29 protein-coding genes are annotated in these 25,619 nt (G+C 48.0%); 12 read left to right on the forward strand and 17 right to left on the reverse strand.

What is annotated here, in order from left to right; all coding sequences use genetic code 11:
- Positions 1-914: 914 nt before the first annotated feature.
- Complete coding sequence (gene typA, locus EJV45_RS03140) at positions 915-2,720, reverse strand: translational GTPase TypA (RefSeq protein WP_129714198.1); 1,806 nt, start codon at positions 2,718-2,720, stop codon at positions 915-917.
- A gap of 62 nt (positions 2,721-2,782) precedes the next feature.
- Positions 2,783-3,613, reverse strand: coding sequence for an esterase family protein (locus EJV45_RS03145; RefSeq protein WP_129714199.1), 831 nt, complete (start codon positions 3,611-3,613; stop codon positions 2,783-2,785).
- A gap of 147 nt (positions 3,614-3,760) precedes the next feature.
- Here EJV45_RS03145 and EJV45_RS03150 point away from each other — a divergent pair, with 147 nt between their 5' ends.
- The 12 genes from EJV45_RS03150 (at position 3,761) to EJV45_RS03205 (ending at position 12,613) form a co-directional block, all read left to right on the forward strand.
- Positions 3,761-4,465, forward strand: a complete 705-nt coding sequence (locus EJV45_RS03150; protein ID WP_129714200.1) for an esterase family protein — start codon at positions 3,761-3,763, stop codon at positions 4,463-4,465.
- Positions 4,466-4,554: 89 nt separating this feature from the next.
- Entirely contained in the window at positions 4,555-5,589 is a 1,035-nt protein-coding gene (locus tag EJV45_RS03155; protein WP_240755178.1) for a hypothetical protein, read from the forward strand.
- A complete protein-coding gene (locus tag EJV45_RS03160) occupies positions 5,582-6,682 on the forward strand; it encodes a carboxylate-amine ligase (protein ID WP_129714201.1) in 1,101 nt (366 codons plus the stop codon). The genes EJV45_RS03155 and EJV45_RS03160 overlap by 8 nt, the downstream gene beginning before the upstream one ends.
- A gap of 2 nt (positions 6,683-6,684) precedes the next feature.
- Positions 6,685-7,524 carry a type 1 glutamine amidotransferase gene (locus tag EJV45_RS03165; protein WP_129714202.1) on the forward strand — a complete coding sequence of 280 codons (840 nt, stop codon included), beginning with the start codon at positions 6,685-6,687 and terminating at the stop codon, positions 7,522-7,524.
- The gene (locus tag EJV45_RS03170) at positions 7,521-8,705 is read left to right on the forward strand and encodes a hypothetical protein (RefSeq protein ID WP_129714203.1); all 1,185 of its coding nucleotides are present in this window, start codon (positions 7,521-7,523) and stop codon (positions 8,703-8,705) included. Before EJV45_RS03165 ends, EJV45_RS03170 begins: the two co-directional genes overlap by 4 nt.
- Positions 8,706-8,773: 68 nt before the next feature.
- Positions 8,774-9,622, forward strand: coding sequence for a methylated-DNA--[protein]-cysteine S-methyltransferase (locus EJV45_RS03175; protein ID WP_129714204.1), 849 nt, complete (start codon positions 8,774-8,776; stop codon positions 9,620-9,622).
- Positions 9,622-10,335 (forward strand): 2OG-Fe(II) oxygenase, encoded by a 714-nt coding sequence (locus EJV45_RS03180; RefSeq protein WP_129714205.1) that lies wholly within the window; start codon positions 9,622-9,624, stop codon positions 10,333-10,335. Before EJV45_RS03175 ends, EJV45_RS03180 begins: the two co-directional genes overlap by 1 nt.
- Positions 10,335-10,580 carry an Ada metal-binding domain-containing protein gene (locus EJV45_RS03185; RefSeq protein ID WP_129714206.1) on the forward strand — a complete coding sequence of 82 codons (246 nt, stop codon included), beginning with the start codon at positions 10,335-10,337 and terminating at the stop codon, positions 10,578-10,580. The genes EJV45_RS03180 and EJV45_RS03185 overlap by 1 nt, the downstream gene beginning before the upstream one ends.
- Positions 10,567-11,175, forward strand: coding sequence for an alpha-ketoglutarate-dependent dioxygenase AlkB (locus EJV45_RS03190; RefSeq protein ID WP_129714207.1), 609 nt, complete (start codon positions 10,567-10,569; stop codon positions 11,173-11,175). The genes EJV45_RS03185 and EJV45_RS03190 overlap by 14 nt, the downstream gene beginning before the upstream one ends.
- Positions 11,176-11,236: 61 nt before the next feature.
- Positions 11,237-11,398, forward strand: a complete 162-nt coding sequence (locus EJV45_RS03195) for a FeoB-associated Cys-rich membrane protein (RefSeq protein WP_129714208.1) — start codon at positions 11,237-11,239, stop codon at positions 11,396-11,398.
- Positions 11,399-11,401: 3 nt separating this feature from the next.
- Positions 11,402-11,992, forward strand: coding sequence for a Crp/Fnr family transcriptional regulator (locus EJV45_RS03200; protein WP_129714209.1), 591 nt, complete (start codon positions 11,402-11,404; stop codon positions 11,990-11,992).
- Positions 11,993-12,082: 90 nt separating this feature from the next.
- On the forward strand, positions 12,083-12,613 hold the full coding sequence (locus EJV45_RS03205) for a YceI family protein (RefSeq protein ID WP_129714210.1): 531 nt from the start codon (positions 12,083-12,085) through the stop codon (positions 12,611-12,613).
- A gap of 298 nt (positions 12,614-12,911) precedes the next feature.
- Here the strand turns inward: EJV45_RS03205 and EJV45_RS03210 are convergent, their stop codons facing one another.
- The 15 genes from EJV45_RS03210 to EJV45_RS03280 form a co-directional block, all read right to left on the reverse strand.
- A complete protein-coding gene (locus tag EJV45_RS03210; RefSeq protein WP_129714211.1) occupies positions 12,912-13,142 on the reverse strand; it encodes a hypothetical protein in 231 nt (76 codons plus the stop codon).
- Positions 13,143-13,203: 61 nt separating this feature from the next.
- Entirely contained in the window at positions 13,204-13,698 is a 495-nt protein-coding gene (ispF, locus tag EJV45_RS03215) for a 2-C-methyl-D-erythritol 2,4-cyclodiphosphate synthase (protein WP_129714212.1), read from the reverse strand.
- 6 nt (positions 13,699-13,704) lie between these two features.
- Positions 13,705-14,886, reverse strand: a complete 1,182-nt coding sequence (gene porV / locus EJV45_RS03220) for a type IX secretion system outer membrane channel protein PorV (protein WP_240755179.1) — start codon at positions 14,884-14,886, stop codon at positions 13,705-13,707.
- Between the two features lie 18 nt (positions 14,887-14,904).
- On the reverse strand, positions 14,905-15,402 hold the full coding sequence (locus EJV45_RS03225; RefSeq protein WP_129714213.1) for an acetyl-CoA carboxylase biotin carboxyl carrier protein subunit: 498 nt from the start codon (positions 15,400-15,402) through the stop codon (positions 14,905-14,907).
- A 1-nt stretch (position 15,403) separates the two neighbouring features.
- Positions 15,404-16,063: a DUF4159 domain-containing protein gene (locus EJV45_RS03230; protein ID WP_129714214.1), complete on the reverse strand. Its 660-nt coding sequence runs from the start codon at positions 16,061-16,063 to the stop codon at positions 15,404-15,406.
- 8 nt (positions 16,064-16,071) lie between these two features.
- Positions 16,072-16,782 carry a 16S rRNA (uracil(1498)-N(3))-methyltransferase gene (locus EJV45_RS03235; RefSeq protein ID WP_129714215.1) on the reverse strand — a complete coding sequence of 237 codons (711 nt, stop codon included), beginning with the start codon at positions 16,780-16,782 and terminating at the stop codon, positions 16,072-16,074.
- A gap of 10 nt (positions 16,783-16,792) precedes the next feature.
- Positions 16,793-18,121 carry a hemolysin family protein gene (locus tag EJV45_RS03240; RefSeq protein ID WP_129714216.1) on the reverse strand — a complete coding sequence of 443 codons (1,329 nt, stop codon included), beginning with the start codon at positions 18,119-18,121 and terminating at the stop codon, positions 16,793-16,795.
- Complete coding sequence (locus EJV45_RS03245) at positions 18,121-18,669, reverse strand: inorganic diphosphatase (protein ID WP_129714217.1); 549 nt, start codon at positions 18,667-18,669, stop codon at positions 18,121-18,123. The genes EJV45_RS03240 and EJV45_RS03245 overlap by 1 nt, the downstream gene beginning before the upstream one ends.
- Before the next feature lies 1 nt (position 18,670).
- Positions 18,671-19,330 carry a DedA family protein gene (locus EJV45_RS03250; RefSeq protein ID WP_129714323.1) on the reverse strand — a complete coding sequence of 220 codons (660 nt, stop codon included), beginning with the start codon at positions 19,328-19,330 and terminating at the stop codon, positions 18,671-18,673.
- Positions 19,331-19,373: 43 nt separating this feature from the next.
- Entirely contained in the window at positions 19,374-20,744 is a 1,371-nt protein-coding gene (locus tag EJV45_RS03255; protein WP_129714218.1) for an NADH-quinone oxidoreductase subunit N, read from the reverse strand.
- Positions 20,745-20,747: 3 nt separating this feature from the next.
- The gene (locus EJV45_RS03260) at positions 20,748-22,214 is read right to left on the reverse strand and encodes a NuoM family protein (RefSeq protein WP_129714219.1); all 1,467 of its coding nucleotides are present in this window, start codon (positions 22,212-22,214) and stop codon (positions 20,748-20,750) included.
- A 21-nt stretch (positions 22,215-22,235) separates the two neighbouring features.
- Positions 22,236-24,128 (reverse strand): NADH-quinone oxidoreductase subunit L, encoded by a 1,893-nt coding sequence (gene nuoL, locus EJV45_RS03265; protein WP_129714220.1) that lies wholly within the window; start codon positions 24,126-24,128, stop codon positions 22,236-22,238.
- 41 nt (positions 24,129-24,169) lie between these two features.
- Entirely contained in the window at positions 24,170-24,499 is a 330-nt protein-coding gene (nuoK, locus tag EJV45_RS03270) for an NADH-quinone oxidoreductase subunit NuoK (protein ID WP_129714221.1), read from the reverse strand.
- Complete coding sequence (locus EJV45_RS03275) at positions 24,499-25,005, reverse strand: NADH-quinone oxidoreductase subunit J (RefSeq protein ID WP_129714222.1); 507 nt, start codon at positions 25,003-25,005, stop codon at positions 24,499-24,501. The genes nuoK and EJV45_RS03275 overlap by 1 nt, the downstream gene beginning before the upstream one ends.
- Positions 25,006-25,085: 80 nt before the next feature.
- On the reverse strand, positions 25,086-25,583 hold the full coding sequence (locus tag EJV45_RS03280; protein WP_129714223.1) for an NADH-quinone oxidoreductase subunit I: 498 nt from the start codon (positions 25,581-25,583) through the stop codon (positions 25,086-25,088).
- Between the last annotated feature and the right edge of the window lie 36 nt (positions 25,584-25,619).

Consider the following 25,619-nt stretch of genomic DNA (forward strand, 5'->3'; position numbering starts at 1 on the left):
AGGCCCTTTTAGGTTATAATGAGGGCATACCAGACTACCAACAAACGCTATTTGCAACTTGACAGGGGGGCTTACTTATTGAAATAGAACAAAAAACTCTGTTCAAACGCCAGGTATGCCGTTAAAACACAAACGTTAATTTTTACCGGACAACACTGAACCATGAATCATGAGTCAGGACCTGGGTGCCTAACCCCTCGATAGCCCTAACTGGCCGAGGGGTTAGGCGCCACGTCTAAATACGAACTACGAATATCTGTATACTATTCCAGGACTCATATCTCACATCTATGCAATGCACCCTGTCTAAATACGAACTACGAATATCTATATACTATTTCCCACGGGTCATTCAGAGCGAAAGCGAAGAATCTAACTTGTGATCCCGAGTCAGATCCTTCCGCCGCTACGCTCTGTCTGGATGACTTAAAGCGAGCCACGAGCCATGAATCATGAGTCAGGACCTGGGCGCAGAACCCCTCAATGAGACCAAAGAAAAAAGAACCCATTGAGTTGAAAGTAAAAAGTTGAAAGTCCAAAGTCCTGGGCGCCTAACCCATCAATGAGACTAAAGAAAAAGGAAAAAAGAGGAAAGATCGCGGCGCTGAACGGGTTATGCGCTATGCAGGGCATGCGCCACCTCTAAACACGAACTACGAATACCTATATACTATTGCAGCCCTGTCTCAGGACTCACATCTCATATCTAAAATCTCACCAAAATCCCTCGGCTTCATCCCAGACCACGATCCCCCACGGGTCATTCAGAGCGAAAGCGAAGAATCTAACTTGTGATCCCGAGTCAGATCCTTCCGCCGCTACGCTCTGTCTGGATGACCCGTGAGGGGGCTGTCAAAGCAGGCACAAAAAAAACCCGCGACAAACGCGGGTTCCGTATCTGTTAAAAACCAGTTTTACTGGAATTTCTTCGCATTGATCTTTCTTTCGTTTTCAGTCAGATAAATCTTTCTTAAACGCATGCTGACCGGCGTTACTTCAATATATTCATCAGCCTGGATGTATTCCATAGCTTCTTCAAGCGAAAACTTGATAGCCGGAGCGATCCTGGTGTTGTCATCACTTCCTGAAGCCCGCATGTTAGTTAACTGTTTTCCTTTAACAACGTTAACAACCAGGTCATTGTCGCGGATATGCTCACCCATGATCTGTCCTTCGTAAACATCTACACCCGGATCAACAAAGAAACGGCCGCGGTCCTGAAGTTTATCAATCGAATAAGCAGTAGTCTGACCTTTTTCCATCGATACCAGAACGCCGTTCAGACGACCGGGAATCGTACCTTTCCAGGGTTCGTAAGACTTGAAGCGGTGCGCCATAATGGCTTCTCCTGCGGTAGCAGTAAGTACGTTGTTCCGGAGACCGATGATCCCTCTTGACGGAATCTCGAACTCAAGGTGCTGCAAATCGCCTTTTGGCTCCATAACAAGCAGGTCGCCTTTGCGTTGCGTAACCAGTTCGATAACCTTACCAGAAACCTCTGCAGGCACATCGACAATGAGGGTCTCAACCGGTTCGCATTTAACACCGTCGATTTCCTTGATGATAACCTGCGGCTGTCCGACCTGGATTTCATAGCCTTCGCGACGCATGGTTTCGATCAGCACCGACAAGTGAAGAATACCACGGCCATAAACCAGGAATGAATCAGGCGAATCAGTTTCAACAACTTTCAGCGCCAGGTTTTTCTCCATCTCCTTGTACAGACGTTCTTTGATACGCTGTGAGGTAACGAATTTACCTTCTTTACCAAAGAACGGTGAGTTATTGATCGTGAACAGCATGTTCATGGTCGGCTCATCGATCTTGATAACCGGCAGTTGTTCCGGCTGGTCAAAATCAGCAATTGTATCGCCGATCTCAAAGCCTTCAATGCCGACTACAGCGCAGATATCTCCGGATTTAACTTCCTGAACCTTGATTTTGCCAAGGCCGTCAAATGTATAGAGTTCTTTTACGCGCGACTTAACCACTTTACCATCACGTTTGATCAGGCTAACAGGCTGATTCTCTTTGATCGCGCCACGGTGAACTCGACCAATCGCGATCCGGCCCACAAATGAAGAGTAATCCAGTGAAGTGATCTGCATCTGCAGCGTACCCTCATTGGTTGGTGCTGCCGGAATGTGTTCCAGGATGGCATCAAGCAACGGGAAAATATTGTCAGTTGGTTTTGTGTAGTCGGTGCTCATCCAACCCTGTTTTGACGAGCCGTAAATAACCGGGAAATCCAGCTGTTCTTCGGTAGCCTCCAGGTTGAAGAAAAGTTCAAAAATCTGCTCATGAACCTCTTCCGGGCGACAGTTTTCCTTATCGACTTTGTTAACAACAACGATCGGTTTCAGGCCCAGAGAAAGAGCTTTCTGGGTAACAAACCGGGTTTGGGGCATAGCACCCTCAAATGCATCGCAAAGCAGCAATACACCATCGGCCATTTTAAGTACGCGTTCAACTTCACCACCAAAGTCGGCGTGACCAGGGGTGTCAATGATGTTGATCTTCACGTCTTTGTAACGAACCGATACGTTCTTCGAAACAATGGTAATCCCGCGCTCGCGCTCCAGGTCATTGTTGTCGAGGATAAGGTCGCCGGTTTGTTCGTTGTCCCTGAAGATGGAACAGGTGTGTAAAATCTTGTCAACCAGTGTGGTTTTGCCATGGTCAACGTGTGCGATAATGGCGATATTCCGGATATTCTGCATAACTGCGCTTCAAATAAGGCGCAAAGGTACAGCTTTTTATTTGCATTTCGATGAAACTCAGGCTAAAGAATAGCGCCGGGTTCGCAGCCAAAGGCATGGCAAAGAAAGGCGGGCATGACCTTCGCCCAGGTTTCCGGCTCGTGTTTTCCGCCTACGAATTCGTAATAGGTAATATCCTGCGGCCGGCGATAGCCCTTTGTTTCAAGTTCACGGATCAGATCTATCGTATCATCAATGGCATCAATAATAAAATTGCGGTTGCGGTCTGCTGTTTCGTCCTCGGTTCCGGTCATCAGCCAGAATTCGAGGTCCGGCGCTGAGGCGGTTTCCCTGATAACCCGGTGCATAATGCGGTCCTGCTCGGTATACCCGTCATTCAGGTCTTTACTGCGCCACCAGAATGCGCCTGAAAAAACACCGGCTATATCAAATAAGCCTTCGTGTTTCCAGGCAATATCAAAGGCTGAAAGACCGCCCAGGGAGAACCCCGCGAAAGCCCGCTTACCACGAACCTGAATGCCGCTCCATTCTTCAACAACAGGCAGCAGCTCAGTGGTGATAAAATTGCTGTAAAGATCTGCTTTACTGCCACGGCCCTGAAAATCGGGACATCCGGCAACGCCGTACTCATTCAGGCGATCCGGTCCGGCATGTACCGCAGCCACCATTACCGGTCCTGTCTTGCCGCTTGTACCTAATTGCTGCAGCATGGCCGGAAGATCCATTTTTAATACATCCTGGCCGTCGTTTAAAACAAGCAAATTCACTTTTTCGGCACCTGTAAGTCCGTCAGGCGTATACAAAGATACCGTAACCCTGCGCTTCAGGAATTTTGATGACAGGGTATAATCTGTTTTAATAATGGGTAAGGCTGGAATAACTGGATATATCATAACACAAATCGCTCTCGACTAATCTGCTGCAAAAGTAGACATCAATTGTGAGAATTAAAAGCGTTTCGATGTCTTGGAGGCGAACAAAATATGGGCACATCTTGTTGTTTAACATGTAATTAACTATCTTAAAACAAATTCTGACAGGTGAACGAGCAGCACAGAAAATGGTACAGCCCAAACCTGGGTGCTGAGATCGATCTCCTGATCTTCGGGCATGCGGGTATCCCGGTAGTGCTTTTTCCGACCAGTATGGGCCGGTATTACGAAAGCAAGGACTTTGGCCTGACAGCCGCCGCAAGTTGGCTGATCAATGAAGGTAAGGTGCGGATCTATTGTCCGGACAGCGTTGATGCGAACAGTTTTTATAACCATAGTTTGCCCCCTGAACAGCGCATCATTCACCACATCAGTTATGACAGATTTGTTTTAAATGAGCTGGTTCCCTTGGTGCAGCATGAAACGGGCTTTACAAAAATCGTCATGGCGGGCTGCAGTTTCGGCGGCTATCACGCTGCAAACTTTACGTTCAGGCACCCCTGGCTTGCTAGTCACCTGTTCAGCATGAGCGGCGTCTTTGATATCAGGGACCAGCTGGATGGTTTTTATAACGACAACGTATATTTTAATAATCCGATGGATTTTGTGCCGAACGACCAGAATCCGGAACTATGGAATCTGCGCGTGGTTCTGGGCACATCAGACCGCGATATCTGCCGGTGGCAAAACGAGAACTTTTCGAAGATTCTGTCGGCCAAAGGTATTGGGCACTGGCTGGACGTACGGCCTGATGCAGACCACGACTGGCCGCTGTGGCGCGCCATGTTTCCTGATTACCTGTCGCAATTGTAGCGGCAGCAATGCAATAGAAATGAAAGCAGCATGTACATGTCCTGTATAACTGCATAGGGATAACCGGTTCATCCGGAAAAAGCATACTTATGAAAAAGATCGGCATTTTATTTGGCCAGGAACGCTCGTTTCCTGAAGCGCTCATTGAGCGGGTTAATCAGTTAGCGGTAAAAGATATCAGTGCAGAAGCTGTACGTATTGACCAGATTATCCAGGGCCAGCCGCTTGATTATGCGGTAATCATTGACCGGATTTCCCAGGACGTGCCTTTTTATCGCGCAAGCATGAAAAATGCAGCGATCTGCGGCACCGCGGTAATCAACAACCCGTTCTGGTGGAGTGCCGATGAAAAATTTTTTAATAACGCACTCGCGGTTAAGCTCGGCATTCCGGTGCCAAAAACCGCATTGATTCCATCGCGCGAGCACCCGGACAGTACAACAGAACAGTCTTTCAGCAACCTGGCCTACCCGTTCAACTGGGATGAGGTGTTTGCCTATACAGGGTTTCCGGCCTACATGAAACCTTTCGACGGCGGCGGCTGGCGCGATGTTTATAAACTGCATGACCGGGAAGATTTCTTTGATAAACATGCACAAACGGGACAGCACGTTATGCTGCTGCAGGAAGAAATTGTATTCGAATCTTATTTTCGCTGTTACTGCATTGGCGGCAAACAGGTGCGTATTATGCCGTACGAACCGAGAAACCCATTTCACCTGCGGTATACGGAACAGACAAACACATCAAAAAAGCTGCTAAAAACGATGGAAAGTTATGTTCTGAAGCTGAACGCATGGCTTGGCTATGATTTTAACACGGTCGAGTTCGCTGTTCGCGATAGCATTCCATACGCTATAGATTTTTGCAACCCGGCACCCGATGCCGACCGGAATAGTGTCGGAGAAGAAAACTTTGAATGGGTGGTTGCTACAACTGCTGCCTATGCCATTGACCGTGCGAAAAGACAGAAACCCGGCCAGGACAATCTGACCTGGGGCGAATATCTGCGCAGGTCGTCTGCAAAACTGCCGCTAAGCGAGCTGCCGGCAAACGAAACCAAACCGAAGCTGGCCCTGCCTGCCGGACCAAAAAGAAGGGCGAAAGGAGGCAAAGATGAATGATTTTACCCTGGGTATAGAAGAAGAGTATATGGTGATTGACCCGGTGACCCGGGAACTGACCTCGCACGACCAGAAGATAGTTGAGGCTGCTCAACGCATACATAAAGACCAGGTGAAGGCAGAAATGCACCAGGCCGTGGTGGAGGTTGGCACCGGCATTTGCCGCAATACGACTGAAGCAAGAAAGGAAATATCGCAACTGCGGCGCACGGTTGCCGGGCTGGCCGGTGAGTTGGGGCTGCGCATTGGCGCGTCCGGAACGCATCCCTTTTCGCACTGGGAGAAACAATTAATTACAGAACATCCCCGGTATAGTGAGATCGTAAATGAGCTGCAGGAGGCTGCGCGGTCAAACCTTATTTTTGGTCTGCATGTGCATGTCGGCTTTCAATCGCGCGAGCTGGCCATTCACATTGCCAACCAGGTCAGGTATTTTTTACCGCACGTTTTTGCCCTGTCGACCAATTCCCCGTTTTGGGAAGGGAGAAATACCGGCTATAAGTCGTTCAGGACAAAAGTTTTTGACAAATTTCCACGAACCGGTATTCCCGACATTTTTAACAGCATAGAAGATTACGATAACTACGTCAAACTGCTTATCAAGACGAACAGCATTGACAATGCTAAAAAGATCTGGTGGGATATCCGCGTACACCCGTTTTTTGAAACCATCGAATTCAGGATATGCGATTGTCCTTTACTTGTAGACGAGACAATGGCCTTTGTAGCACTGTTTCAAGCCCTCTGTGCCAAGCTTTATAAACTGCGGCTTCAGAACATGAAATTTATCAGCTACTCGCGGGCTTTGATCAATGAAAACAAGTGGCGGGCCGCCAGGTACGGTATTGACGGCAATCTGATCGACTTTGGAAAAGAGATTGAGGTGAACTGCCGGAATCTGGTACTCGAACTACTGGACTTTGTAGATGATGTTGTCGATGAACTGGGCTGCCGCGACGACATCAATTATGTACACAAGATACTCGAGCACGGTACGGGGGCAGACCGGCAATTGGCTATTTACCAGCAAACCGGTAACTTTGCTACCGTTGTTGATTACATTACCGCACAGACACTGGCGGGAACGAAATAGAGATGAGTGAAAGACAAGAAACAGCGATCAGGCTGGCCGTTATTGATCTGAACAATGGCGCTCCGAACCAGGGATTGCGTGGCATACAGGATATTGTGCGAACTTATCGCGATGCGCAGCGCCTTGATCTTCAATACCGGGTGTTTGATCTTCGGCAGAAAAACGAAGTGCCCGATCTCAGTTACGATATTTATATAGCAAGCGGCGGCCCGGGATCACCTTTTGACGGTGTAGGTACGCAATGGGAAGAGAAGCTTTTTAACCTGATTGATGAGGTGGTTCTTTTCAACCTGCGGCATGAACAAAAGAAAAGTATGTTCTTTATCTGCCATTCCTTCCAGCTGGCCTGCCGGAAGTTTGGCGCGGGCGAGGTGACCAGGCGAAGATCAAATGCCTTCGGGATTTTCCCTGTCAATATGACGGCCGAAGGAGCCACAGAATCTTGCTTTGACGGACTTGATGAGCCCTTTTTCGTAGCCGACAGCCGCGATTGGCAGGTACTGGGCAGCGCAGGCCACATGGCCGGCAGAAACATGAGCATCCTGGCACTTGAAAAAGAGCGGCCGCATATCAATCTTGAGCGGTGTATCATGGCCATGCGCTTCAGTCCTGAAATAATGGGCACACAGTTTCATCCGGAGGCCGATCCGGCTGGCATGAAAATGTATCTGCTGCAGGACGAAAAACGCTCTTCGGTGATAGCGGGCCACGGTCCGGAGAAATATGAAGACATGTTAAGCAGTCTCGATGATCCGGCTAAATTACTACGCACCCGGCAAACCATTCTGCCGCGCTTTCTTGATCGCGCGGTAGCGGCACTCCGGCAGACTCAACTTGTATGATTCCCGAACAGCGTATCAGATTCAATGCCGGCTTCAGCCAGGAGAACTACAACACTTTTCTGAAGAATGTGGCAAAGGATACGTGTTCCATCCCCTTCCGGCTGGCAGAAACGCCGGTTTTTATTCCCCGGCAGCTGCGGCTCAAACTTGAGGCGGCCGGACAGGAACTTCTCAGTTTGATTCGCCGGCCGGATTTCAAAGCATTGACAGAAAGGGCTATTCCTGAGCAATGGCGTGTCCCGGATGAGAATGAACATCCGCATTTTCTGGCATTTGATTTTGCCGTTTGCGAAGATGAGCATGGCGAATTGATCCCCCAACTTATCGAGATGCAGGGTTTCCCTTCGTTATATGGTTTCCAGCAGCACCTGGCAGACGACTACCGGCAGGTTTATGGAATTGAAGACGGGCTTACACATCTTTTTGGCGGCCTGGACCGCGACCGTTATGTAGCGCTCTTGCGTAAGGTGGTGGTGGGCGACCATCTGCCGGAGGAGGTTGTGCTCATGGATACAAAGGCGCAGGAACAAAAAACACTGGTTGATTTTCTTGTGACGCAACAGCTGCTGGGTATCGGCATTGTTGCCCTGGAAGAGATTATTAAAGAGGGAAAAAAGCTGTTCTATGTACGCGGAGGCCGGAAAATTCCCATCAGGCGCATTTACAACAGGCTCATCTTTGATGAAATTGCAGCTAACCCCCATGCCTTCGATGCTGGTTTTGATCCCCGTTTGGAAACAGATGTTGAGTGGATTACACACCCCAACTGGTTCTACCGGATCAGCAAGTTTACGATGCCCTTTTTGAAAAGCAGTTATGTACCGGAAACGCGCTTTTTGCACGAAATAAGCTTTTTGCCGCCTGATCTGGAGAATTACGTTCTTAAACCGTTGTTTTCTTTTGCAGGAATGGGCGTACAAATCGATGTGAAGGCGGAAGACATACAGGCAATCGACGACCCCCAAAACTGGATTCTGCAACGAAAGGTCTTTTATGCGCCTGCAGTAAAATCGCCCGCGGGTGATGTTAAGGTCGAGATCCGTCTGCTTTATCTCTGGCCGGATGGCGGCGAGCCGCAGTTATGCATTAACCTGGCGCGTCTGAGCCGGGGAAAAATGATCGGCGTGCGTTACAACCAGAATTTTGACTGGGTAGGCGGCACCGTAGCGTTTATGGAATAAAGAGCGCAAGAAACGGGTAGCTTGTGCGGTCCGTCGTCGGTACCTTTGATAAAAAAGAAAGGAATACCATGAAAACCCAGGAAGAACTGAACTTTGCGCGCATCTCATCTGCCATCACTTTCCTGAAAGCAAATTTTAGCAGACAGCCTTCGCTCGAGCAGACCGCTGAACATGTGAACCTGAGCCCCTTCCACTTTCAAAAGATATTTACCGATTGGGCAGGCGTAAGTCCGAAGAAGTTTCTTCAGTATCTCACCATTGCGCACGCAAAGAAGATGTTGCAGCAGGATGTATCCATTTTTGATACAGCATTGGGAAGCGGACTGTCGGGAACCAGTCGTTTGCATGACCTTTTTATCGGCATTGAGGGAATGACACCCGGCGAATACAAAAACGGCGGTGAAAACCTGGAAATTAATTACAGTTTCGCAGACAGTCCTTTTGGCCAGGTACTCATTGCCTCTACAGCAAAGGGCATCTGTTACCTGGCATTTTCTGAAGCCGACGACACGGCGTTACGCGAACTCCAGGCCTTGTTTCCGAATGCCCGCTACACACAGGTGGTGGACCTGATACAGCAAAATGCGCTTTATATTTTTACGCACGACTGGCGGAAACTTGATCAGGTAAAACTGCACCTGAAAGCGACGGCGTTTCAGTTAAAGGTCTGGGAGAGCCTGTTGAAGATCCCCATGGGAAAACTCGGCACCTACGGCAGCATTGCGCGTGCTATAGCTGTTCCCGGTGCATCGCGTGCAGTCGGAACCGCAGTTGGCGATAATCCGGTGGCTTTTTTAATTCCCTGTCACCGGGTGATCCGGGCAACGGGCGTGCTGGGTAATTATCATTGGGGGCAGACGCGTAAAGAAGCCATGATTGGCTGGGAGGCTGCGCATACACAAGGCAAAGAAGTGTAATGGACCAGGTTATTGCAAAAATAGACGGCCTGGACTGGGCTGGCATAGGCGACATGCTGCATGATAAGGGTTATGCACAAATACCGGCGGTTCTCAACGAAGCAGCATGCAGGCAAGTTTCTGATCTGTATGATCAGGATGCCCTTTTCCGGAAAACCGTGGTGATGGAACGGTTTCGTTTCGGCCTTGGCGAATACAAATATTTCAGCTATCCGCTGCCCGGGCTGCTTGCAGCCGTGCGGGAAACGCTTTACAGACACCTTGCGCCTGTAGCGAACAGCTGGATGCATGTACTTGGTGAAGGCCGGCCGTTTCCTGATTCTCTCCAAGCGATGCTGGCCAGGTGCCGCGCCGCCGGACAGACCCTGCCAACGGTATTGCAGCTTCGTTACGGGCCCGGGGGATACAACACATTGCACCAGGATTTATATGGGGAACTTTTTTTCCCGATCCAGGCCGTTATCTTCCTTAAACAGCCGGGTACAGACTACACCGGCGGAGCGTTTGTGCTGACTGAACAGGTTCCGCGGGCACAATCGAAAGTTATTGTTCTGCAGCCCGCACGGGGAGACCTGCTGTTATTTACAACTGGTTTCAGACCGGTAAAAGGAAGCCGGGGTTATTACCGGGTTACCATGAAGCATGGTGTAAGCGAAGTAAAAGAAGGCCGGCGGGAAACACTTGGTATTATTTTTCACGATGCACAAAGCTGATGATCAGGCATGAAGAGCTGGGTAACTGGGAAGTTCGGGCATTGATCAGGCAGGGAGGCATCTGCTTTGCCGGCAACAGGAAACTTCGCATTTTCGGAAGGCTGGACTGCAGCCGGGGTAAACGCATGCGACGTCAAAACCGGGTATTCTTTAGTTCTGCAGCCAGCGCTGCAGCGGCAGGATACCGCCCATGCGGGCATTGCATGAAGTTTGCTTATCAAAAATGGAAAAATGGAGCTATTTAAGACAAATTCTGATGTAAATCTTTTGCCTTTCGACGGAATCGTCAACTATTATGGTTTGGTCATGAGTGCGCCGGAAGCAAGCTATTTCCTGGATGAGCTCCTGCGAAATATCGCCTGGCGACATGACGAAGCAATTATATTTGGAAAGCGCATTGTTACCAAACGAAAGGTGGCCTGGTACGGAGAACAGCCCTATAGTTACACATATTCAAACACAACAAAACATGCGCTGCCCTTTACCCCTGCTCTCATAAAACTTCGCGCGCTTGTAGCATTGCACACCGGGGTGCATTTCAATTCATGCCTGCTAAACCTTTACCATGATGGTTCTGAAGGGATGGCCTGGCACAGCGACGACGAAAAAGAGCTTGGCAAAGACACCACAATTGGTTCGCTGAGTTTTGGGGCAACCCGGAAGTTCTCTTTCAAACACAAAAACATGAAAGAGACCTATTCGCTTATGCTCGAAAGCGGCAGCCTGCTGGTTATGCGCGGTACTACGCAGAGTAAATGGCTGCATGCGCTGCCGAAATCGACCCGGGTTACGGCGCCCCGGATCAATCTGACATTTCGCACCATTCAGCAGCCGGTTTGATTTTTACATGCGGTCGACCGCAGGGCATACGCAGAGGCTAAATATTGTTTAACTTTGCAGTATGGATATCCAGAAAGTCATCGTCATCCTGGTCTTCGCAGCTGCATTGTTTTACATAGGAAGGATGGTATACCGTTCCCTGCGTACAAAGGAGGAAGGCTGCGGTGGTAATTGCAAATGCGGTGTCGACTTCTCATCCATTCAACCGGAGAAGAAAAAGTAGCCCATGCTCGAGCAGATCAGAAGTTACCTGAATAAAAACATGGCGCTCACCGATGCGCAGTTTGAAACTATTTCGGCTAACCTCAGAATCCGCACCTTCAGCAAAGGCGAAACCATTCTGCGGGCGGGCGAGATCGGCACTTATTCTTTTTTTGTTAACAAAGGTCTGCTGCGTTGTTTCTCGATCGATGAGAAAGGCAAGGAGCACATTATCCAGTTCGCTCCCGAAAACTGGTGGATTTCTGACCGGAACAGTATCCTGTTTAACGAGCCTTCAGATTTTTTTTATGATGCTACCGAGGAAACCGAGGCTGTCGTTATTCCGAAAGACTTCTTTGAGCAGGCGGCATTGCTGGTTCCCTGCCTGCTGAATATGAACAATATTATGCTGCACAAGTCGATCAGGTTTATGCAGAAGCGAATAAATATGCTGCTTAGTGCTACTGCAGAAGAACGTTATCTCGACTTCATCCATCTTTATCCGAATCTTACACTTCGCGTTCCGCAGTGGATGATCGCCTCTTACCTGGGCATTACACCGGAATCGCTTAGCCGTGTGCGCAAAGATCTTGCACGCAAACATTTTAAAGGCTAATCTCTTTTCTTATCATACATCAAGACGCGGGTCTTCGGGCTGCTGTAATTTTGTGGTGTTCAAAATGATCAACCACTAAGAATTAAAATTATGGCAAATACCAAATGGGCTCTTGACCCTGCACACAGCGAATTGCAGTTTAAAATTAAACACCTGATGATCACCAATGTAACCGGAAGTTTTACCGACTTTTCGGCAAGCCTGGAATCTGAAGGTGAAGATTTTGAGAACGCACATGTCTCTTTTGAAGCGGCTATTGATTCGATCAATACGGGCAATGCCGACCGCGACGCGCACCTGAAAGCCGGCGATTTCTTCGAAATTGAAAAACATCCGAAAATGACTTTCGAGTCTACATCGTTCAAAAAAGATGGCAGCGATTACACGGTTGAAGGCAACCTTACCCTGAAAGGTGTGACCAAGCCAGTAACGCTTGATGCAGAGTTTGGCGGCATTAGCCAGGATCCATGGGGAAATACAAAAGCAGGTTTTTCTGTAAGCGGAAAAATTAAACGCGAAGATTTCGGTCTGACCTACAATGCGGCGCTTGAAACCGGCGGCGTTATGCTGGGCAACGAAGTAAAAATCTTCGGCGAGATCCAGTTCGCAAAACAGGCATAATCATACTTGACGGGGGTCAAACGTGCGGTAGTGTATCTAAGGATGCATTGCCGTTTTTTTTGCCGTTGTGTTGACAGATGGAGTGGTAGCCAGGTGGAGTTGCCTTAAGAGTATAGCGGCGACAGAAACAAATTTTTAATATTTGTTTGATTTTTTTAACTTAAAGTTGGTAACTTTACGAAAGTTACCAACTTTGCAGGAGTCGAGGTCTGTTCCGGGCAGATCGCCAGGAATTGCCGAAAATCTTTCATTCCCCAAACAGCTCGATGGTCCACGTAAGGCGCGGAATTTGGCGCAGTTACGGGCGACCGCCTTTTGTTGCTGATGTATCAGTGCTTCCCATTGAGGTATCACCGCCGCTGCTATCACTGCTGCTGGTCCCCGGAGTGCCCATACCAGAAGCCGCACTGTCTGTCTGTTGCGCACTTACTGAATCTGGCGTACGTTCAGCGCCTTTGTCCCCTGCAGTACATGCTGCAAAGGATAACGTTGCTACTGAAATATAGAAGAATAATCTGATCGTTTTCATAGTGTCGTTTTTTTGTACTGCTCTGGCAGTACAGACTTAACGGTTTTTGAACCCGATTTGTTTACTGAGATGGAGTGCGCTGTTTATTGATCAGGCAAACAGCATAAGCCACAACACCTTCTTCGCGGCCTACAAAACCCATTTGCTCATTAGTGGTCGCTTTGATTGAAATGTCTTCTTCGCTGATGCCGGCAGCTTCAGCAATGTTTTTTTGCATGGCGGGTATATGCGGATTGATCTTTGGTGCTTCAAGACAAAGCATCGCATCAATGTTTCCAATCTCCCAGCCTTGGTCAGCCAGCAGCTTCACGGTTTCCCGAAGCAACACAAGGCTGCTGATACCCTTCCACTGCGGATCGGTGTTCTTAAAATGAAAACCGATGTCGCGCAGATTTGCCGCTCCAAGCAGTGCATCGCAAATGGCGTGTAAAAGTACGTCGGCATCCGAGTGTCCGAATGCACCCCGTACATGCTCAAGTTGCACCCCACCTACAAAAAACGGATGACCATCACGAAGCTGATGCACGTCAAACCCGAAGCCTACTTTGATTTTCATATGATTCTAGTTGCTGCCAAAGTTAAACAACAGACTAAAACGGAGCGTATTTGCCATCGGACTTTTATCCACACTCGCCAGCAGGTATGAAAAATTAATCGTGGTCTGTTTGTATGTAAAGCCGGCTCCCAGCGTTACATAGCGCCGGTTGCCCTTGTTTGGTGACTCATAAAAATACCCGCCCCGCAATGCGAACTTCTTGTCGTACAGATACTCCAGTCCGGCGCCGATATTAACTTCCTGCAGTTCTTCGCTGAAGCCGCCGGGCGCATCGGTGAAAGAACCGAAAATGCCCGCAGGCACAGACCTGTTCGGATCTACGCCACTGCTGATACTGCCGTCGGTGTTGTAAATGGGTTGTGTAGGAACGAGCAGCTTATTAAAATCGAGCGCAACAGTAAAATCGTTCAGATCATCTGCCGAAAAGGTTGCTGCACCGCCAAGTCGCAGATTTGACGGAAGAAAATATTTTGATCCCGTTTCCGTGTAGCCCATTTTTGTGCCGATGTTTGAAATATTTAAACCCGCAGAAAGACGTGTATCTGTATTAAAGAGCCATGTTTCGGTTGTATAAAAACCTGAAACGTCTACGGCCACCGAGTTGCCTGCGTTTATCTGCTGACCGGCAGTAAACTTACCGGTAGACAAATTCGAATTGATGTAACGAAGCGTCGTGCCGATAGAGAATTCCTCGCCGAACTTCCGTGCGTAACTGACATCAAACGCCAGTTCGTTCGGACTATATGTACCGAGATCTTGCCGGTTGTTATCTGTAAGCGGGATTTCGCCGAGGGAAAAGAAGCGGAAGGAAGCACCCACCGTATTGCGCTCGTCCAGGCGATAATACCCGCTCAGGTACGCCAGATTAATATCTGAAGTGAGGCTGCGCAACCAGGGTGTATAAGAAAGCGACACACCAGAACGGTCATTTAAGAATGCCATTTTAGCAGGGTTAATAGCTGAAGCATTTGCATCGGGATATACAGCCACACCAGCATCGCCCATGGCACCGGTACGGGCATCGGGCATCACCAATAAAAAGGGTACCGCTGTAACCAGGTTATTCGACTGGCTCCCGTTTGCCTGGGTATTGCCTGCAACCTGGCTATAGGCTGCCTCAGGAAATGCAATAACTGCTGCCAGGCAAAGAAACAGCATACCTATACATCTATAATTTTGTTTGGTCATAAAACCGATCATCTTTTATTACTCAAAAACCAGCAAAAGTGTATTCTTATCAACTTTATCGCCCTTGCTTACATGCAGCGACCTGACCCGGCCATCTGCCGGAGACTTCAAAATATTTTCCATCTTCATCGCTTCGAGGACCAAAAGATTATCGCCCTTTTTCACTTCTGAACCCTCCTGAACCAGCACATTCAACACAAGTCCGGGCATAGGAGCCTTTACATCCTTTACCTTTCCCGCAGACAGATTTTCCATCCCAAGCGCTTTCAATAACAAATCGAACTGATCCTTTACCTCGACGTGGTAAATCCGGCCGTTCACCTTCACAACGGCGGTCTTTGTTTCCGCTGTATATGTCACAATCTCTGTATTGTAAGACTTATCGCCGAAAAGCACGTGGGTATGATTCTGGTCTTTTCTGAACTCATCGATAGTAAGCGATTCGCCATCCAGACGGTAACCATCTGTATCTGCCAGTTCGAATGTGAAGCTGTTGTTGACTTTTATTTTGAACATCTTACTGAGTTAATGCAAATTGAACCAGGTTTGCACCCATGCGTAAAGCCTCGGTCCGTTTGGCAGGTGTATCGCCGGAATAGGTTCCTGCATCTTCCCAACCATTTCCAAGATCACATTCATAAGTGTAATAACAAACCATTTTTCCTTTCCAGAACAGCGCCAGCCCCTGCGGCCGTTTATTATCATGTTCATGAATTTTAGGCAGACCGGCGGGAAATTTGAACTTTTGGTTATAAAGCGCATGGGTTGCCGGGAGCTCTGTAAATGCGAGTTCGGGAAAAACCTTTTTCATCTGAGGCCGGATAAACTTGTCTAGCCCATAATTATCATCAATATGCAGGAAACCGCCGCCGGTCAGGTATTTCCTAAGATTAGCCGCTTCCTGTTCGGTAAACACCACATTGCCATGGCCTGTCATATAAACAAAGGGATAGTCGAATATTTCAGGACTTCCGACCTCAATAATCGCTTCTTCGGTGTTGAAGTTGGTGCGCAGGTTGGCGTTACAAAAGTTTACCAGATTCGAAAGGGCCGTACGGTTGGCATACCAGTCGCCCCCGCCATTGTATTTAAGTTTCGCCAGCTTATACGTGGGCACAGACAGCGCGGTCAGCAGAACCCCGAGGCAACACAACAGAACTGACACAACTTTTTTCATGGCTTCGTTTACCGGTTCAGGTAGTTCTCTTCGAAACAAACGGCAAGTGCAGCCGTTTCTGTACGCAACCGGGCATCACCTAAAGTTATAGCTTTAAAATCATTCTGCAAAGCAAGTACAACCTCTTCCTCTGTGAAGTCGCCCTCAGGTCCGATTAGTACCAAAGACCGGCCTCCGGGCCTGAGAACCTTATCCAGCGCCTGTTTTTCTCCCCCGGGGATGCAGTGTGCAATACATTTATAGTCAAAGGCGGACGCCAGAATGAGTTGCCTGAAAGAAACCGGCGAATTTACCAACGGAACGTAAGCCTTTATAGATTGTTTGGCTGCGGAAACGACAACCTTTTCAAGCCGGTCTGTTTTGAGGATGCGCCGCTCTGAACGGTCGCAAATCAGCGGCGTAACTTCGTCAATACCAAGTTCCGTTGCCTTCTCGGCAAACCACTCAATACGATCGGTATTTTTTGTGGGCGCAACCGCAATATGCAGATAATGGTTCCGTTTGCCAAATTCCTGCTGCTGCTCAAGTATCCGGAGCTGCACCCTTTTCGGATGCTCATCCGCCAACACCGCCCGGTAATATCCGCCACGGCCATCTATCAGGTCAACTTCATCGCCTGTTTTTAAGCGCAGCACCCGGATGCAATGTTTACTTTCCTCCTCGCTCAGTGTGTAACCGGTAGCTGTAGTACCAATTCCGGGCGTGTAGAAAATATGCATGAATGGGATTTTAGTGGTTATCAACCATGTCGCTCTTGTTTATGACAAGTTCAAGCTTCACGGTTTCTATATTCTGCTCGGTTTTTTTCAGGATGGTAAACATGTAGCCATGAAACTCTTCGCTATCTCCCACCTCAGGGATCTTGCCGAATGCATGGGAAACAAGACCACCAACGGTATCATAATCCTGATCTTCGGGAAGATCGTGCGGTAAAAATTCGTTCACATCGTAAACGGTAGCATAAGCGTTTACAACAAACTCGGTGTCAGAAATTTTCTCAACGATCGGTTTTTCCTCATCGTATTCATCCTGGATTTCGCCGACCAGCTCTTCGACAATGTCTTCAAGAGTCGCCATGCCCGCGGTTCCGCCAAACTCATCAAGCACAATGGCAATCTGAATCCTTTTTGCCTGCAGTTCGCTTAACAGATCATTGATCTTCTTGGTTTCCGGAATATAATACGGTTTACGGATAATTTCTTTCAGCGACCAGTTGTCATCACCAGCTGCAACGAGAGGCAAAACATCCTTCGCATGGATAATGCCCACAATTTTGTCCATCACCTCATCGTAAACAGGCATACGGGAGTATCCCTCACGAATAATGGCTTCTACCACCTCCTTGTTCGAGGCTGTCATTTCGATGCCGGAGATTTTGGTTCTTGGCACCATGATATTTTTAACAACGCGCTCGTTAAAATCAAATACATTTTTGATCAGTTCATGCTCGTTTGATTCCAGCGCACCGCTTTCTTTACCCTGATCCAGCAGATACTGAAGTTCTTCTGTACTGTGTATAGACTCATGTCCTGCTGCATTGCTCATGCCGAACAATTTCAGGATCACGTTGGCAAGCCCGTTAAGCAACCAGATAAACGGCCTGAACACAACGTAAAACAGCTGGAGCGGCAATGCAATAAAAAGCGTGGTACCTACCGGGCGCTGTATCGCTATCGACTTAGGCGCAAGTTCACCAAAAACGATGTGCATGACCGTAATAAAACTGAATGCAATAATCGGCGAGGCGGTCTTTGAGAATGAAGCAATAAACTCAGGCTCCATGCCGAAAGAACCAAGAAGGTTGTGCAGGATATGCTCCATGACAGATTCGCCTACCCAACCCAGGCCGAGCGATGCCAGGGTAATACCCAGCTGCGTGGCGGCCAGATAGCCGTCGAGATGCTGCGTAATGTGTTTGGCAATCTTTGCTACGCTGTTGCCTGATTTTGCTTTGATCTCGATCTGAGATGCACGCACTTTAACAATAGCAAATTCTGCTGCAACGAAGAATCCGTTGAGCAGAACCAGAAAAAATGTTAGAAATATCTGAAATGCCATTAAGCTTTGTTTCTAAACGTGGCATCATAAAGCTCAATGCTCTCACTGATTACTTTATGTGCATAACGTACGCCAAGCAGATGCTCGATGGTTACGTTCTTTCCTTCCAGTGCTTTGTAGTCCTGAAAAAAGCGTACAATTTCTTTCATCGTATGCGGAGGAAGTTCAGCCAGGTCATTGATATAATTGACTGACATGTCATTCTTCGCTACTGCGATGATTTTGTCGTCCTGCTCGCCATTATCTACCATGTGCATGACACCAACAACTTTGGCTTCCATCACCGTCATCGGGTAAACGTCGACAGAACAAAGAACAAGGATATCAAGCGGATCGTTGTCGTCACAGAAGGTCTGCGGGATAAAGCCGTAATTAGCCGGATACATAACCGAAGAAAACAGCACCCTGTCCAGTTTGATCAGACCCGACTCCTTGTCTATCTCATATTTGGCCTTCGAGCCTTTTGGAATTTCTATTATTGCATTTACAACATCGGGAATGTTCTTTCCGGGGGAAACACTGTGCCACGCGTGGTGATCTGTACTCATCTTAAATCGGATCTTGTTTTTCGTCTTTATCTAGGTTAACTACCTTCTTTTTTACAAAAGTAATCAATAATGGGATAGTTGTGATAATGATGAACCCAATTATTATGTACAACAGGTAATCGTTTATTTCTTTTTCAAAGCGCCTGCCTAAAAAATACCCCAGAAGTGTGAGCGAAAGTATCCAGACTACGGCGCCGGCAATGTTGTAAAGTGCAAATTTTTTGAAGTCGAGGCGTACAATACCCGCGCATATTGGTGCAAAGGTGCGAACAATCGGCACGAACCGGCCCATGATTAATGCAAAGGCACCCTGTTTTTTGTAATACTCTTCGGCCGACTTGAGGTATTTCTTTTTAAAGAAAAATGTATCCTTCCGGTGGTAGAGCATGGGCCCGGTTTTCCGTCCGAACCAGTAACCGGTGAAGTTGCCAAGAATGGCGGCAACAACAAGGCCAACCAGCATGACAAAGATATTTACATCCAGCTTTCCGGTTGCCACGAACATGCCTGCCAGGAACAGCAGGTAATCGCCGGGCAGAAAGAACCCGAAGAAGAGCCCGGTCTCTGCGAAGATCACGAACAGAACTACATAGAAGCCACCCTCCTTTAACAGTTTTTCAGGGTCAATAGCATGTTGAAGGTAACTCCAGAGTTCTTGCATCATATGATTATTCGTAAAACTACAAATAAATCTGATTCAGCTTCTAGACTAGCTGCAAAATAAAGTCAGGATACACCCCGATCACGATCGTAGCAAGGGCAGACACAACAAGAACAACCTTATACTGCACAGGTGTATCAAGTTCAACCCCGTCCCCGTCTCTGAAATACATGGCTACAATTACCCGGAAATAATAGTAGAAACCAACCAGGGCATTCAGAATGGCAAATGCCACGAGGACAATCTGGTATTCATGCATAACATTCAGGAACATCAGGTATTTACCGATAAAACCTGCGGTAAGCGGTATACCTGCCAGCGACAGCATGGCTACTGTCAAAGTAAAAGCGGTAAGCGGATTCTTTCTGGCCAGGCCGTTATAACTTGCAAAGTCATCTGACCCGGTTTTCTGTTTAACCAGGATCAGTACAGCAAAAGCAATGATTGATGCAAAAGTGTAGGCTGCCGCGTATACAAAAACGTTTCCTCCTGAAGATTTAGTCAGCACAACAAGTGCAAACAACATATAGCCGGCATGCGAGATACTGGAATAGGCCAGCATTCGCTTGAATTTCTTTTGAAACAGTGCCGTCACGTTACCTATAAGCAGTGTCAGGCAGACGATAATGAGCAGCGGTGCCACCCAGAAATCGTGAAGCGGTGCAAAAGCCCCCGCAAACACCCGGATGAAGGCTGCAAAACCGGCGGTTTTAACAACTGTCGACATAAACGTTGTAATCAGGGTTGGAGATCCTTCGTAAACGTCGGGCGTCCAGAAATGGAATGGTGCTGCGCCAATTTTAAAGCTCAACCCAATCAGCATCAGGATAACCCCGGGATAAAACAGCGGTGATACCGCGTTATTGTCGATCAGATGCTGATGAATAGCATCCAGATTGAACGAGCGCGTAGCTCCGTAAACAAGGGCAATACCGAATAAAAGAAATCCGGTCGAAAATGCACCCATCAGAAAATATTTAAGCGAAGCCTCATTTGATGCAAAGTCGTTTTTCCGTATTCCCGCGAGGATATACAAGCTGACGGACATGATCTCTACACCGATAAACAGCATAGACATGTTCTGGTAAGATACCATCGTGATCATCCCCGCAAGCGCGAAGAGAATCAGGGTATAGTATTCCGCCTTATTGTCATTCTTTGCAGAAAAGTAGTTTTGGGTAAGCAGGAAAATAAGCATGGTACCTGCAATACAAAGACCTGAAAATGCGAGTGCAAAATTATCGGTCTGCATCATACCGAAATGACTTTCATTTCCGTTCCATGCTGCACAAACAAAACCGAGCGCTGCCAGCAATCCGATAAGAGTAATAGGCAATAAGGCTTTTTTTGCTTTGAACAATCCGGCGTAAAGAACCAGGAATGCAGTAATACTGATGGTGATAATGATATTCATTTCTTATTTTACCAGTGATAATTTTTGGTTAACCTGCTCTAACAATTGTTGAACCGGAGCTTCGGTCAGGTTCAGGATGGGTTTTGGATAAACGCCAAGCACGATAATCAGTAAACAGATAATGTAAAGCACAGCCTGTTCAGAACCTTTGATATCGGTGAACGTTGCTGTAAGTGTATTCGCCTGTCCGAGCATGACTTTCTGGTACATGCGCAGCATATACACCGCACCAAAGATAATTGTAAGACCGGCTAAGACAGCAGCCCAGAGGCTATACTCATAAACGCCCATCAATAACAGGAATTCTCCGATAAATCCGTTGGTACCGGGAAGCGCAACCGTTCCGAGAACGATAATTAACGTAGTAGCAGCAAATTTCGGCGCTGCTTTCGCGATACCACCCATCTCTTCAAGTTTATTGGTCTGAAGCCGGTTGAACAGGATGTCTGTTACGAGGAACAGGCCAACCACGTTTATCCCGTGACTCAGCATCTGCACCATTGCGCCCTGCATACCTTGCGTATTCAGCGCAAAAATCCCGGCAGAGATGAGCCCGACGTGACCAATGGACGAATAGGCGATAAGGCGTTTGCCGTCTTTCTGGTTAAAAGCGATCAGTGATGCATAAATGATCCCGATAATAGAAAGCACGATCACGGTTGCCGACCAGTCCTGGAACCCCTGCGGCACAACCGGAAGCAACCACCTGATTACGCCGTAAATACCCATCTTGAGCATAATGCCAGACAGAAGCATCGTGCCCTGTGTAGGCGCTGTAGTATATGTATCGGGCTGCCAGGTATGAAACGGAAACACCGGCATTTTTATAGCAAAGGCAATAAAGAAGGCCCAAAATACCCAGCCTTGCTGGCTTTTGTCCAGGTTTAGGCTGTAAAAGGCCTGGATGTCAAAGTTTTGAGCAGGATTTTGCAGGTATAAGTAGATGATGCCCAGCAGCATAAAAAGCGAGCCGCCTATGGTATACACGAAAAATTTCATATTAACCTTGATCCGGTCTTTTCCACCCCACATGGCGCAGATAAAATAGATCGGTATCAGTGCCGCTTCCCAGCCGATGTAAAAGAGAAAAGCATCCAGCGCAGTAAACACCAGCAGCAGACCTGTCTGCATGAACAGGATCAGTGCGTAGAACGACCCGGGCCTGTCTATCGTACGGCCAAAGGAAGACCAGATAATAAGCGGCACAAGCAGGTTTGTAAGCAATACAAGAAGCATGCTGATTCCGTCAATGCCAGCGTGAAAACGAATGCCCATCTGACTGATCCAGGGCTGGTCTACAGTAAATTGTGTACTCGCATCAGGCGTGAAACGCATCAGCAGGCCGATGGTCCAGGCCAGCGACAGGATAGAAACGGTAAATGCACCATAACGGGCGCTTTGCTGCCTGCCAGACAAAAGGCTGATCAGCGCACCTGCAAGTGGTAGAAATAGAAGTATTGAAAGTTCCATGTATCTGTTTCTGAACGTGCTTTAAATAGATAAGTAGGTATACAACAAAAGACCGACGATGCCAAAAACCATCATAAAGATGTAGAAGCCGACGTTGCCGCTCTGCAAGAGGCGCAGACCTTTACTGGCTTCGCTGGTACTCCAGCCAAAACCGTTCACAAGGCCATCAATAACCTTTTTATCAATGATCCTGTAAAAGAATTTTGAAAGGCCGTCCAGTGGTTTGCGAATAATCGTATCGTAAATCTCGTCCAGGTAAAATTTGTGATAAGAGAGCTTTGCCAGTGCCGGTCGTGCTGCCTCATCAGGCACAGGTACGTGTTTGCTCCTCACGTAACGGCTATATGCCACAAACATTGACACAAGCGCAACGGCAACAGAAACGCCCATCAACATGTACTCGGTGCTGTGATCAAGCTGGAGTGCGCGGCCCGTTACAACCGGCGACAGCCAGTGGTGCAGCCATTCGCCTCCGCCAAAGACGGCTGGGAAGTTGATTGCGCCGCCAATTGCAGCGAGTACGGCCAGTACGATCAACGGAATGGTCATGCTTTTCGGCGACTCATGAATGTGCTCTGCTGCATGGTGTGTTCCGCGGTAGCTGCTGTAGAAAGTCAGATACAGCATACGGAACATATAGAACGCGGTCAGCATGGCACCAACCACGCCCAGCGCCCACATAACCTTGCTGTGCTGGTAAACATGCGCCAGTATTTCGTCTTTTGAGAAAAAGCCTGAGAAAGGAGGCAGACCTGCAATAGCGATCGTGCCGACAAGCATGGTGATAAAGGTTACGGGTAATTTCTTTTTCAACCCGCCCATATGGCGCATATCCTGCTCATGGTGCAACGCATGGATCACAGATCCCGCACCGAGAAACAATAACGCCTTGAAAAACGCGTGGGTAATCACGTGAAAAAATGATCCGGTGTAAGCACCAACACCCAGGCCCAAAAACATGTATCCCAGCTGGGAAACCGTTGAATAGGCAAGCACTTTCTTGATATCGGTTTGCGTAAGTGCAATGATAGCAGCTACCAACGCAGTTGCAAGACCTACAACAGCGATAATATCTTGTGTTAGCGGAGCCAGGTCGAACAATACGCTCGAGCGTGCAATCATATAAATGCCTGCGGTAACCATCGTTGCCGCGTGGATAAGCGCCGACACGGGTGTAGGCCCTGCCATGGCGTCCGGAAGCCAGGTAAACAGCGGAAGTTGTGCTGATTTACCGCATGCGCCTATGAACAAAAATAAGGTGATCAGGAACATGGTCTGTTCGCCGGGTACCATTTGCGCAGCAAGCGGGAATACTTTTGAAAATTCGAGGCTGCCGAATGTCTGGAACAGCAAAAAGACACCAAGCAGGAAACCCAGGTCGCCGATACGGTTCATTACAAACGCTTTTTTGGCTGCCGAGGCGTAATTTGAGTTGGTGTACCAGAAGCCGATAAGCAGATAAGAACAAAGGCCTACACCTTCCCAACCGATGAACATCACGATATAGTTCGAGCCCAGTACCAGCAGCAGCATGAAAAACACGAACAGGTTCAGATAGCTGAAAAATTTTGCGAAACCTGCATCGTCGTGCATGTACCCGGCAGAATAAAGGTGAATCAGAAACCCTACACCTGTAACGATGAGAAGCATGACCGAACTAAGCGGATCGACAAGGAAAGACAGCGGGATACGCAGTGCGCCCGCGCTGATCCAGTCAAAAAGGAACACCTCATGCGATTTAACAGGGCTACCGCCCAGTTCGAAGAAGATGGCCAGACTGATAAGAAATGATGCCAGGATAACAGTGCTTCCGGCGAAGCCGACAGCCGTTTTTGAAAGTGTGTTTCTGCCAAGGCCATTGATGAGGAAGCCTATAAATGGAAGCAGCGGAACCAACCAAACTAAATTTATCATATGTTTTCCGTTCTGATACGGTTTATATTAGGATTTAAAGCTTACCACTTCAGGCGGTTCAGCACATTGATGTCTATTGATTTGGTATTTCTGTATACCATGACGATGATACTCAGACCTACAGCAACTTCTGCCGCGGCTAAAGCCATGATGAAAAATACGAATACCTGTCCGGATGGATCATTACTATGTACCGAAAACGCGGTAAGCAGCAGGTTTACGGCATTCAGCATCAGCTCGACAGACATGAAGATCACGATTGCATTTCGCCGGGTCAGTACGCCGACGACGCCTATGGTAAAGATGATGGCGCACAACCAGATGTAATGGTTCAGAGGAACGCCCTGCAGTTCTTGTGTTAAGTTATCCATTATGCTTCTTCTGTATGGTCTTTTTTAGCTAATACGACAGCTCCAACCATTGCAGCAAGCAGCAGGAGCGATGACAGTTCAAACGGCAGCAGGAAAGGGCCGAAAAGTTCTTTGCCCAGATTTTCAACAAGGCCGAGCCCGGGGTCCTGCAGGCTCAACGGACTATTGATAGAAACCGCTTTTAATGACCCGATCAGGGTAACGATCAGGCAGCCACCAGCTATGGCAGCTGCAATTTTCACTACCGGCGATTTGGCCGGTTCGGTTTCCTTGTTGAGGTTTAACAACATGAGCACGAACAGGAACAGGACCATGATGGCGCCCATGTAAACGATAAAGTTTACCACCGCCAGAAACTGTGCATTCAGCAGTACGTAATGAACGGTGAACGTAAAAAAGGTGAGAATCAGGTAGAGCACGCTGTGAATGGGATTTTTTGCAAAAATCACCATCAGCGAAAACAGAATGCTTAAGGTTGCTACGAGATAGAATACTTGTGTACTCATTAATTTGTCTGGTTTATTGCCCGCACATGATCCGGGCGTGTTTGTTTTGTTGCAGATCACATCTGCGCTGGCGGAGCCTGTTATTTCTCAAGTGGTTTCTCAACCAGTTTTTCTTTTCCGTAAATGAAATCCTTACGCAGGTAATCGGCAGGCACGATGGGTCCGTCCAGGTAGATCGCCTCTTTCGGACAGGCCTCTTCGCATAAACCGCAGAAAATGCAGCGCAGCATATTTATCTCATAGGTTGCAGCATACTTTTCTTCACGATACAGGTGTTTTTCATCAGCCTTGCGCTCGGCAGCAATCATGGTAATTGCTTCTGCCGGACAGGAAAGTGCGCATAATCCGCAGGCTGTACAGCGTTCACGTCCTTCTTCATCGCGTTTTAAAGAGTGCAGGCCACGGTAGTTGGTGGAAAACTCGCGCTCAACTTCAGGATAACGCACCGTTGCCGCTTTCTTGAAAAGGTGGCTGAAAGTAATGGAAAGCCCCTTTGTAATAGCAGGCAGGTACAACCGCTCGCCTAAAGTAAGCGGCTTTTGTTCCAGGACTTTTTTCTTGTTGCTTAATGAATCCATATTTTATCTCCCTCGCGGGAACGCTAATTCTTTACT

It is taken from the genome of Pedobacter sp. SYP-B3415 (assembly GCF_004138205.1).
GTDB lineage: Bacteria > Bacteroidota > Bacteroidia > Sphingobacteriales > Sphingobacteriaceae > Pedobacter.

What these genes read in the sequence shown, in the direction of transcription:
- nuoL (WP_129714220.1), bottom strand. Translation starts at nt 24,128, where the DNA reads ATGATAAATTTAGTTTGGTTGGTTCCGCTGCTTCCATTTATAGGCTTC.
- EJV45_RS03160 (WP_129714201.1), top strand. Translation starts at nt 5,582, where the DNA reads ATGAATGATTTTACCCTGGGTATAGAAGAAGAGTATATGGTGATTGAC.
- EJV45_RS03255 (WP_129714218.1), bottom strand. Translation starts at nt 20,744, where the DNA reads ATGAATATCATTATCACCATCAGTATTACTGCATTCCTGGTTCTTTAC.
- EJV45_RS03170 (WP_129714203.1), top strand. Translation starts at nt 7,521, where the DNA reads ATGATTCCCGAACAGCGTATCAGATTCAATGCCGGCTTCAGCCAGGAG.
- nuoK (WP_129714221.1), bottom strand. Translation starts at nt 24,499, where the DNA reads ATGGATAACTTAACACAAGAACTGCAGGGCGTTCCTCTGAACCATTAC.
- typA (WP_129714198.1), bottom strand. Translation starts at nt 2,720, where the DNA reads ATGCAGAATATCCGGAATATCGCCATTATCGCACACGTTGACCATGGC.
- EJV45_RS03155 (WP_240755178.1), top strand. Translation starts at nt 4,555, where the DNA reads ATGAAAAAGATCGGCATTTTATTTGGCCAGGAACGCTCGTTTCCTGAA.
- EJV45_RS03210 (WP_129714211.1), bottom strand. Translation starts at nt 13,142, where the DNA reads ATGAAAACGATCAGATTATTCTTCTATATTTCAGTAGCAACGTTATCC.
- EJV45_RS03260 (WP_129714219.1), bottom strand. Translation starts at nt 22,214, where the DNA reads ATGGAACTTTCAATACTTCTATTTCTACCACTTGCAGGTGCGCTGATC.
- EJV45_RS03275 (WP_129714222.1), bottom strand. Translation starts at nt 25,005, where the DNA reads ATGAGTACACAAGTATTCTATCTCGTAGCAACCTTAAGCATTCTGTTT.
- EJV45_RS03250 (WP_129714323.1), bottom strand. Translation starts at nt 19,330, where the DNA reads ATGCAAGAACTCTGGAGTTACCTTCAACATGCTATTGACCCTGAAAAA.
- EJV45_RS03245 (WP_129714217.1), bottom strand. Translation starts at nt 18,669, where the DNA reads ATGAGTACAGATCACCACGCGTGGCACAGTGTTTCCCCCGGAAAGAAC.
- EJV45_RS03165 (WP_129714202.1), top strand. Translation starts at nt 6,685, where the DNA reads ATGAGTGAAAGACAAGAAACAGCGATCAGGCTGGCCGTTATTGATCTG.
- EJV45_RS03240 (WP_129714216.1), bottom strand. Translation starts at nt 18,121, where the DNA reads ATGGCATTTCAGATATTTCTAACATTTTTTCTGGTTCTGCTCAACGGA.
- EJV45_RS03145 (WP_129714199.1), bottom strand. Translation starts at nt 3,613, where the DNA reads ATGATATATCCAGTTATTCCAGCCTTACCCATTATTAAAACAGATTAT.
- EJV45_RS03175 (WP_129714204.1), top strand. Translation starts at nt 8,774, where the DNA reads ATGAAAACCCAGGAAGAACTGAACTTTGCGCGCATCTCATCTGCCATC.
- EJV45_RS03205 (WP_129714210.1), top strand. Translation starts at nt 12,083, where the DNA reads ATGGCAAATACCAAATGGGCTCTTGACCCTGCACACAGCGAATTGCAG.
- EJV45_RS03280 (WP_129714223.1), bottom strand. Translation starts at nt 25,583, where the DNA reads ATGGATTCATTAAGCAACAAGAAAAAAGTCCTGGAACAAAAGCCGCTT.
- EJV45_RS03180 (WP_129714205.1), top strand. Translation starts at nt 9,622, where the DNA reads ATGGACCAGGTTATTGCAAAAATAGACGGCCTGGACTGGGCTGGCATA.
- EJV45_RS03190 (WP_129714207.1), top strand. Translation starts at nt 10,567, where the DNA reads ATGGAGCTATTTAAGACAAATTCTGATGTAAATCTTTTGCCTTTCGAC.
- EJV45_RS03200 (WP_129714209.1), top strand. Translation starts at nt 11,402, where the DNA reads ATGCTCGAGCAGATCAGAAGTTACCTGAATAAAAACATGGCGCTCACC.
- EJV45_RS03235 (WP_129714215.1), bottom strand. Translation starts at nt 16,782, where the DNA reads ATGCATATTTTCTACACGCCCGGAATTGGTACTACAGCTACCGGTTAC.
- EJV45_RS03195 (WP_129714208.1), top strand. Translation starts at nt 11,237, where the DNA reads ATGGATATCCAGAAAGTCATCGTCATCCTGGTCTTCGCAGCTGCATTG.
- porV (WP_240755179.1), bottom strand. Translation starts at nt 14,886, where the DNA reads ATGACCAAACAAAATTATAGATGTATAGGTATGCTGTTTCTTTGCCTG.
- ispF (WP_129714212.1), bottom strand. Translation starts at nt 13,698, where the DNA reads ATGAAAATCAAAGTAGGCTTCGGGTTTGACGTGCATCAGCTTCGTGAT.
- EJV45_RS03225 (WP_129714213.1), bottom strand. Translation starts at nt 15,402, where the DNA reads ATGTTCAAAATAAAAGTCAACAACAGCTTCACATTCGAACTGGCAGAT.
- EJV45_RS03230 (WP_129714214.1), bottom strand. Translation starts at nt 16,063, where the DNA reads ATGAAAAAAGTTGTGTCAGTTCTGTTGTGTTGCCTCGGGGTTCTGCTG.
- EJV45_RS03185 (WP_129714206.1), top strand. Translation starts at nt 10,335, where the DNA reads ATGATCAGGCATGAAGAGCTGGGTAACTGGGAAGTTCGGGCATTGATC.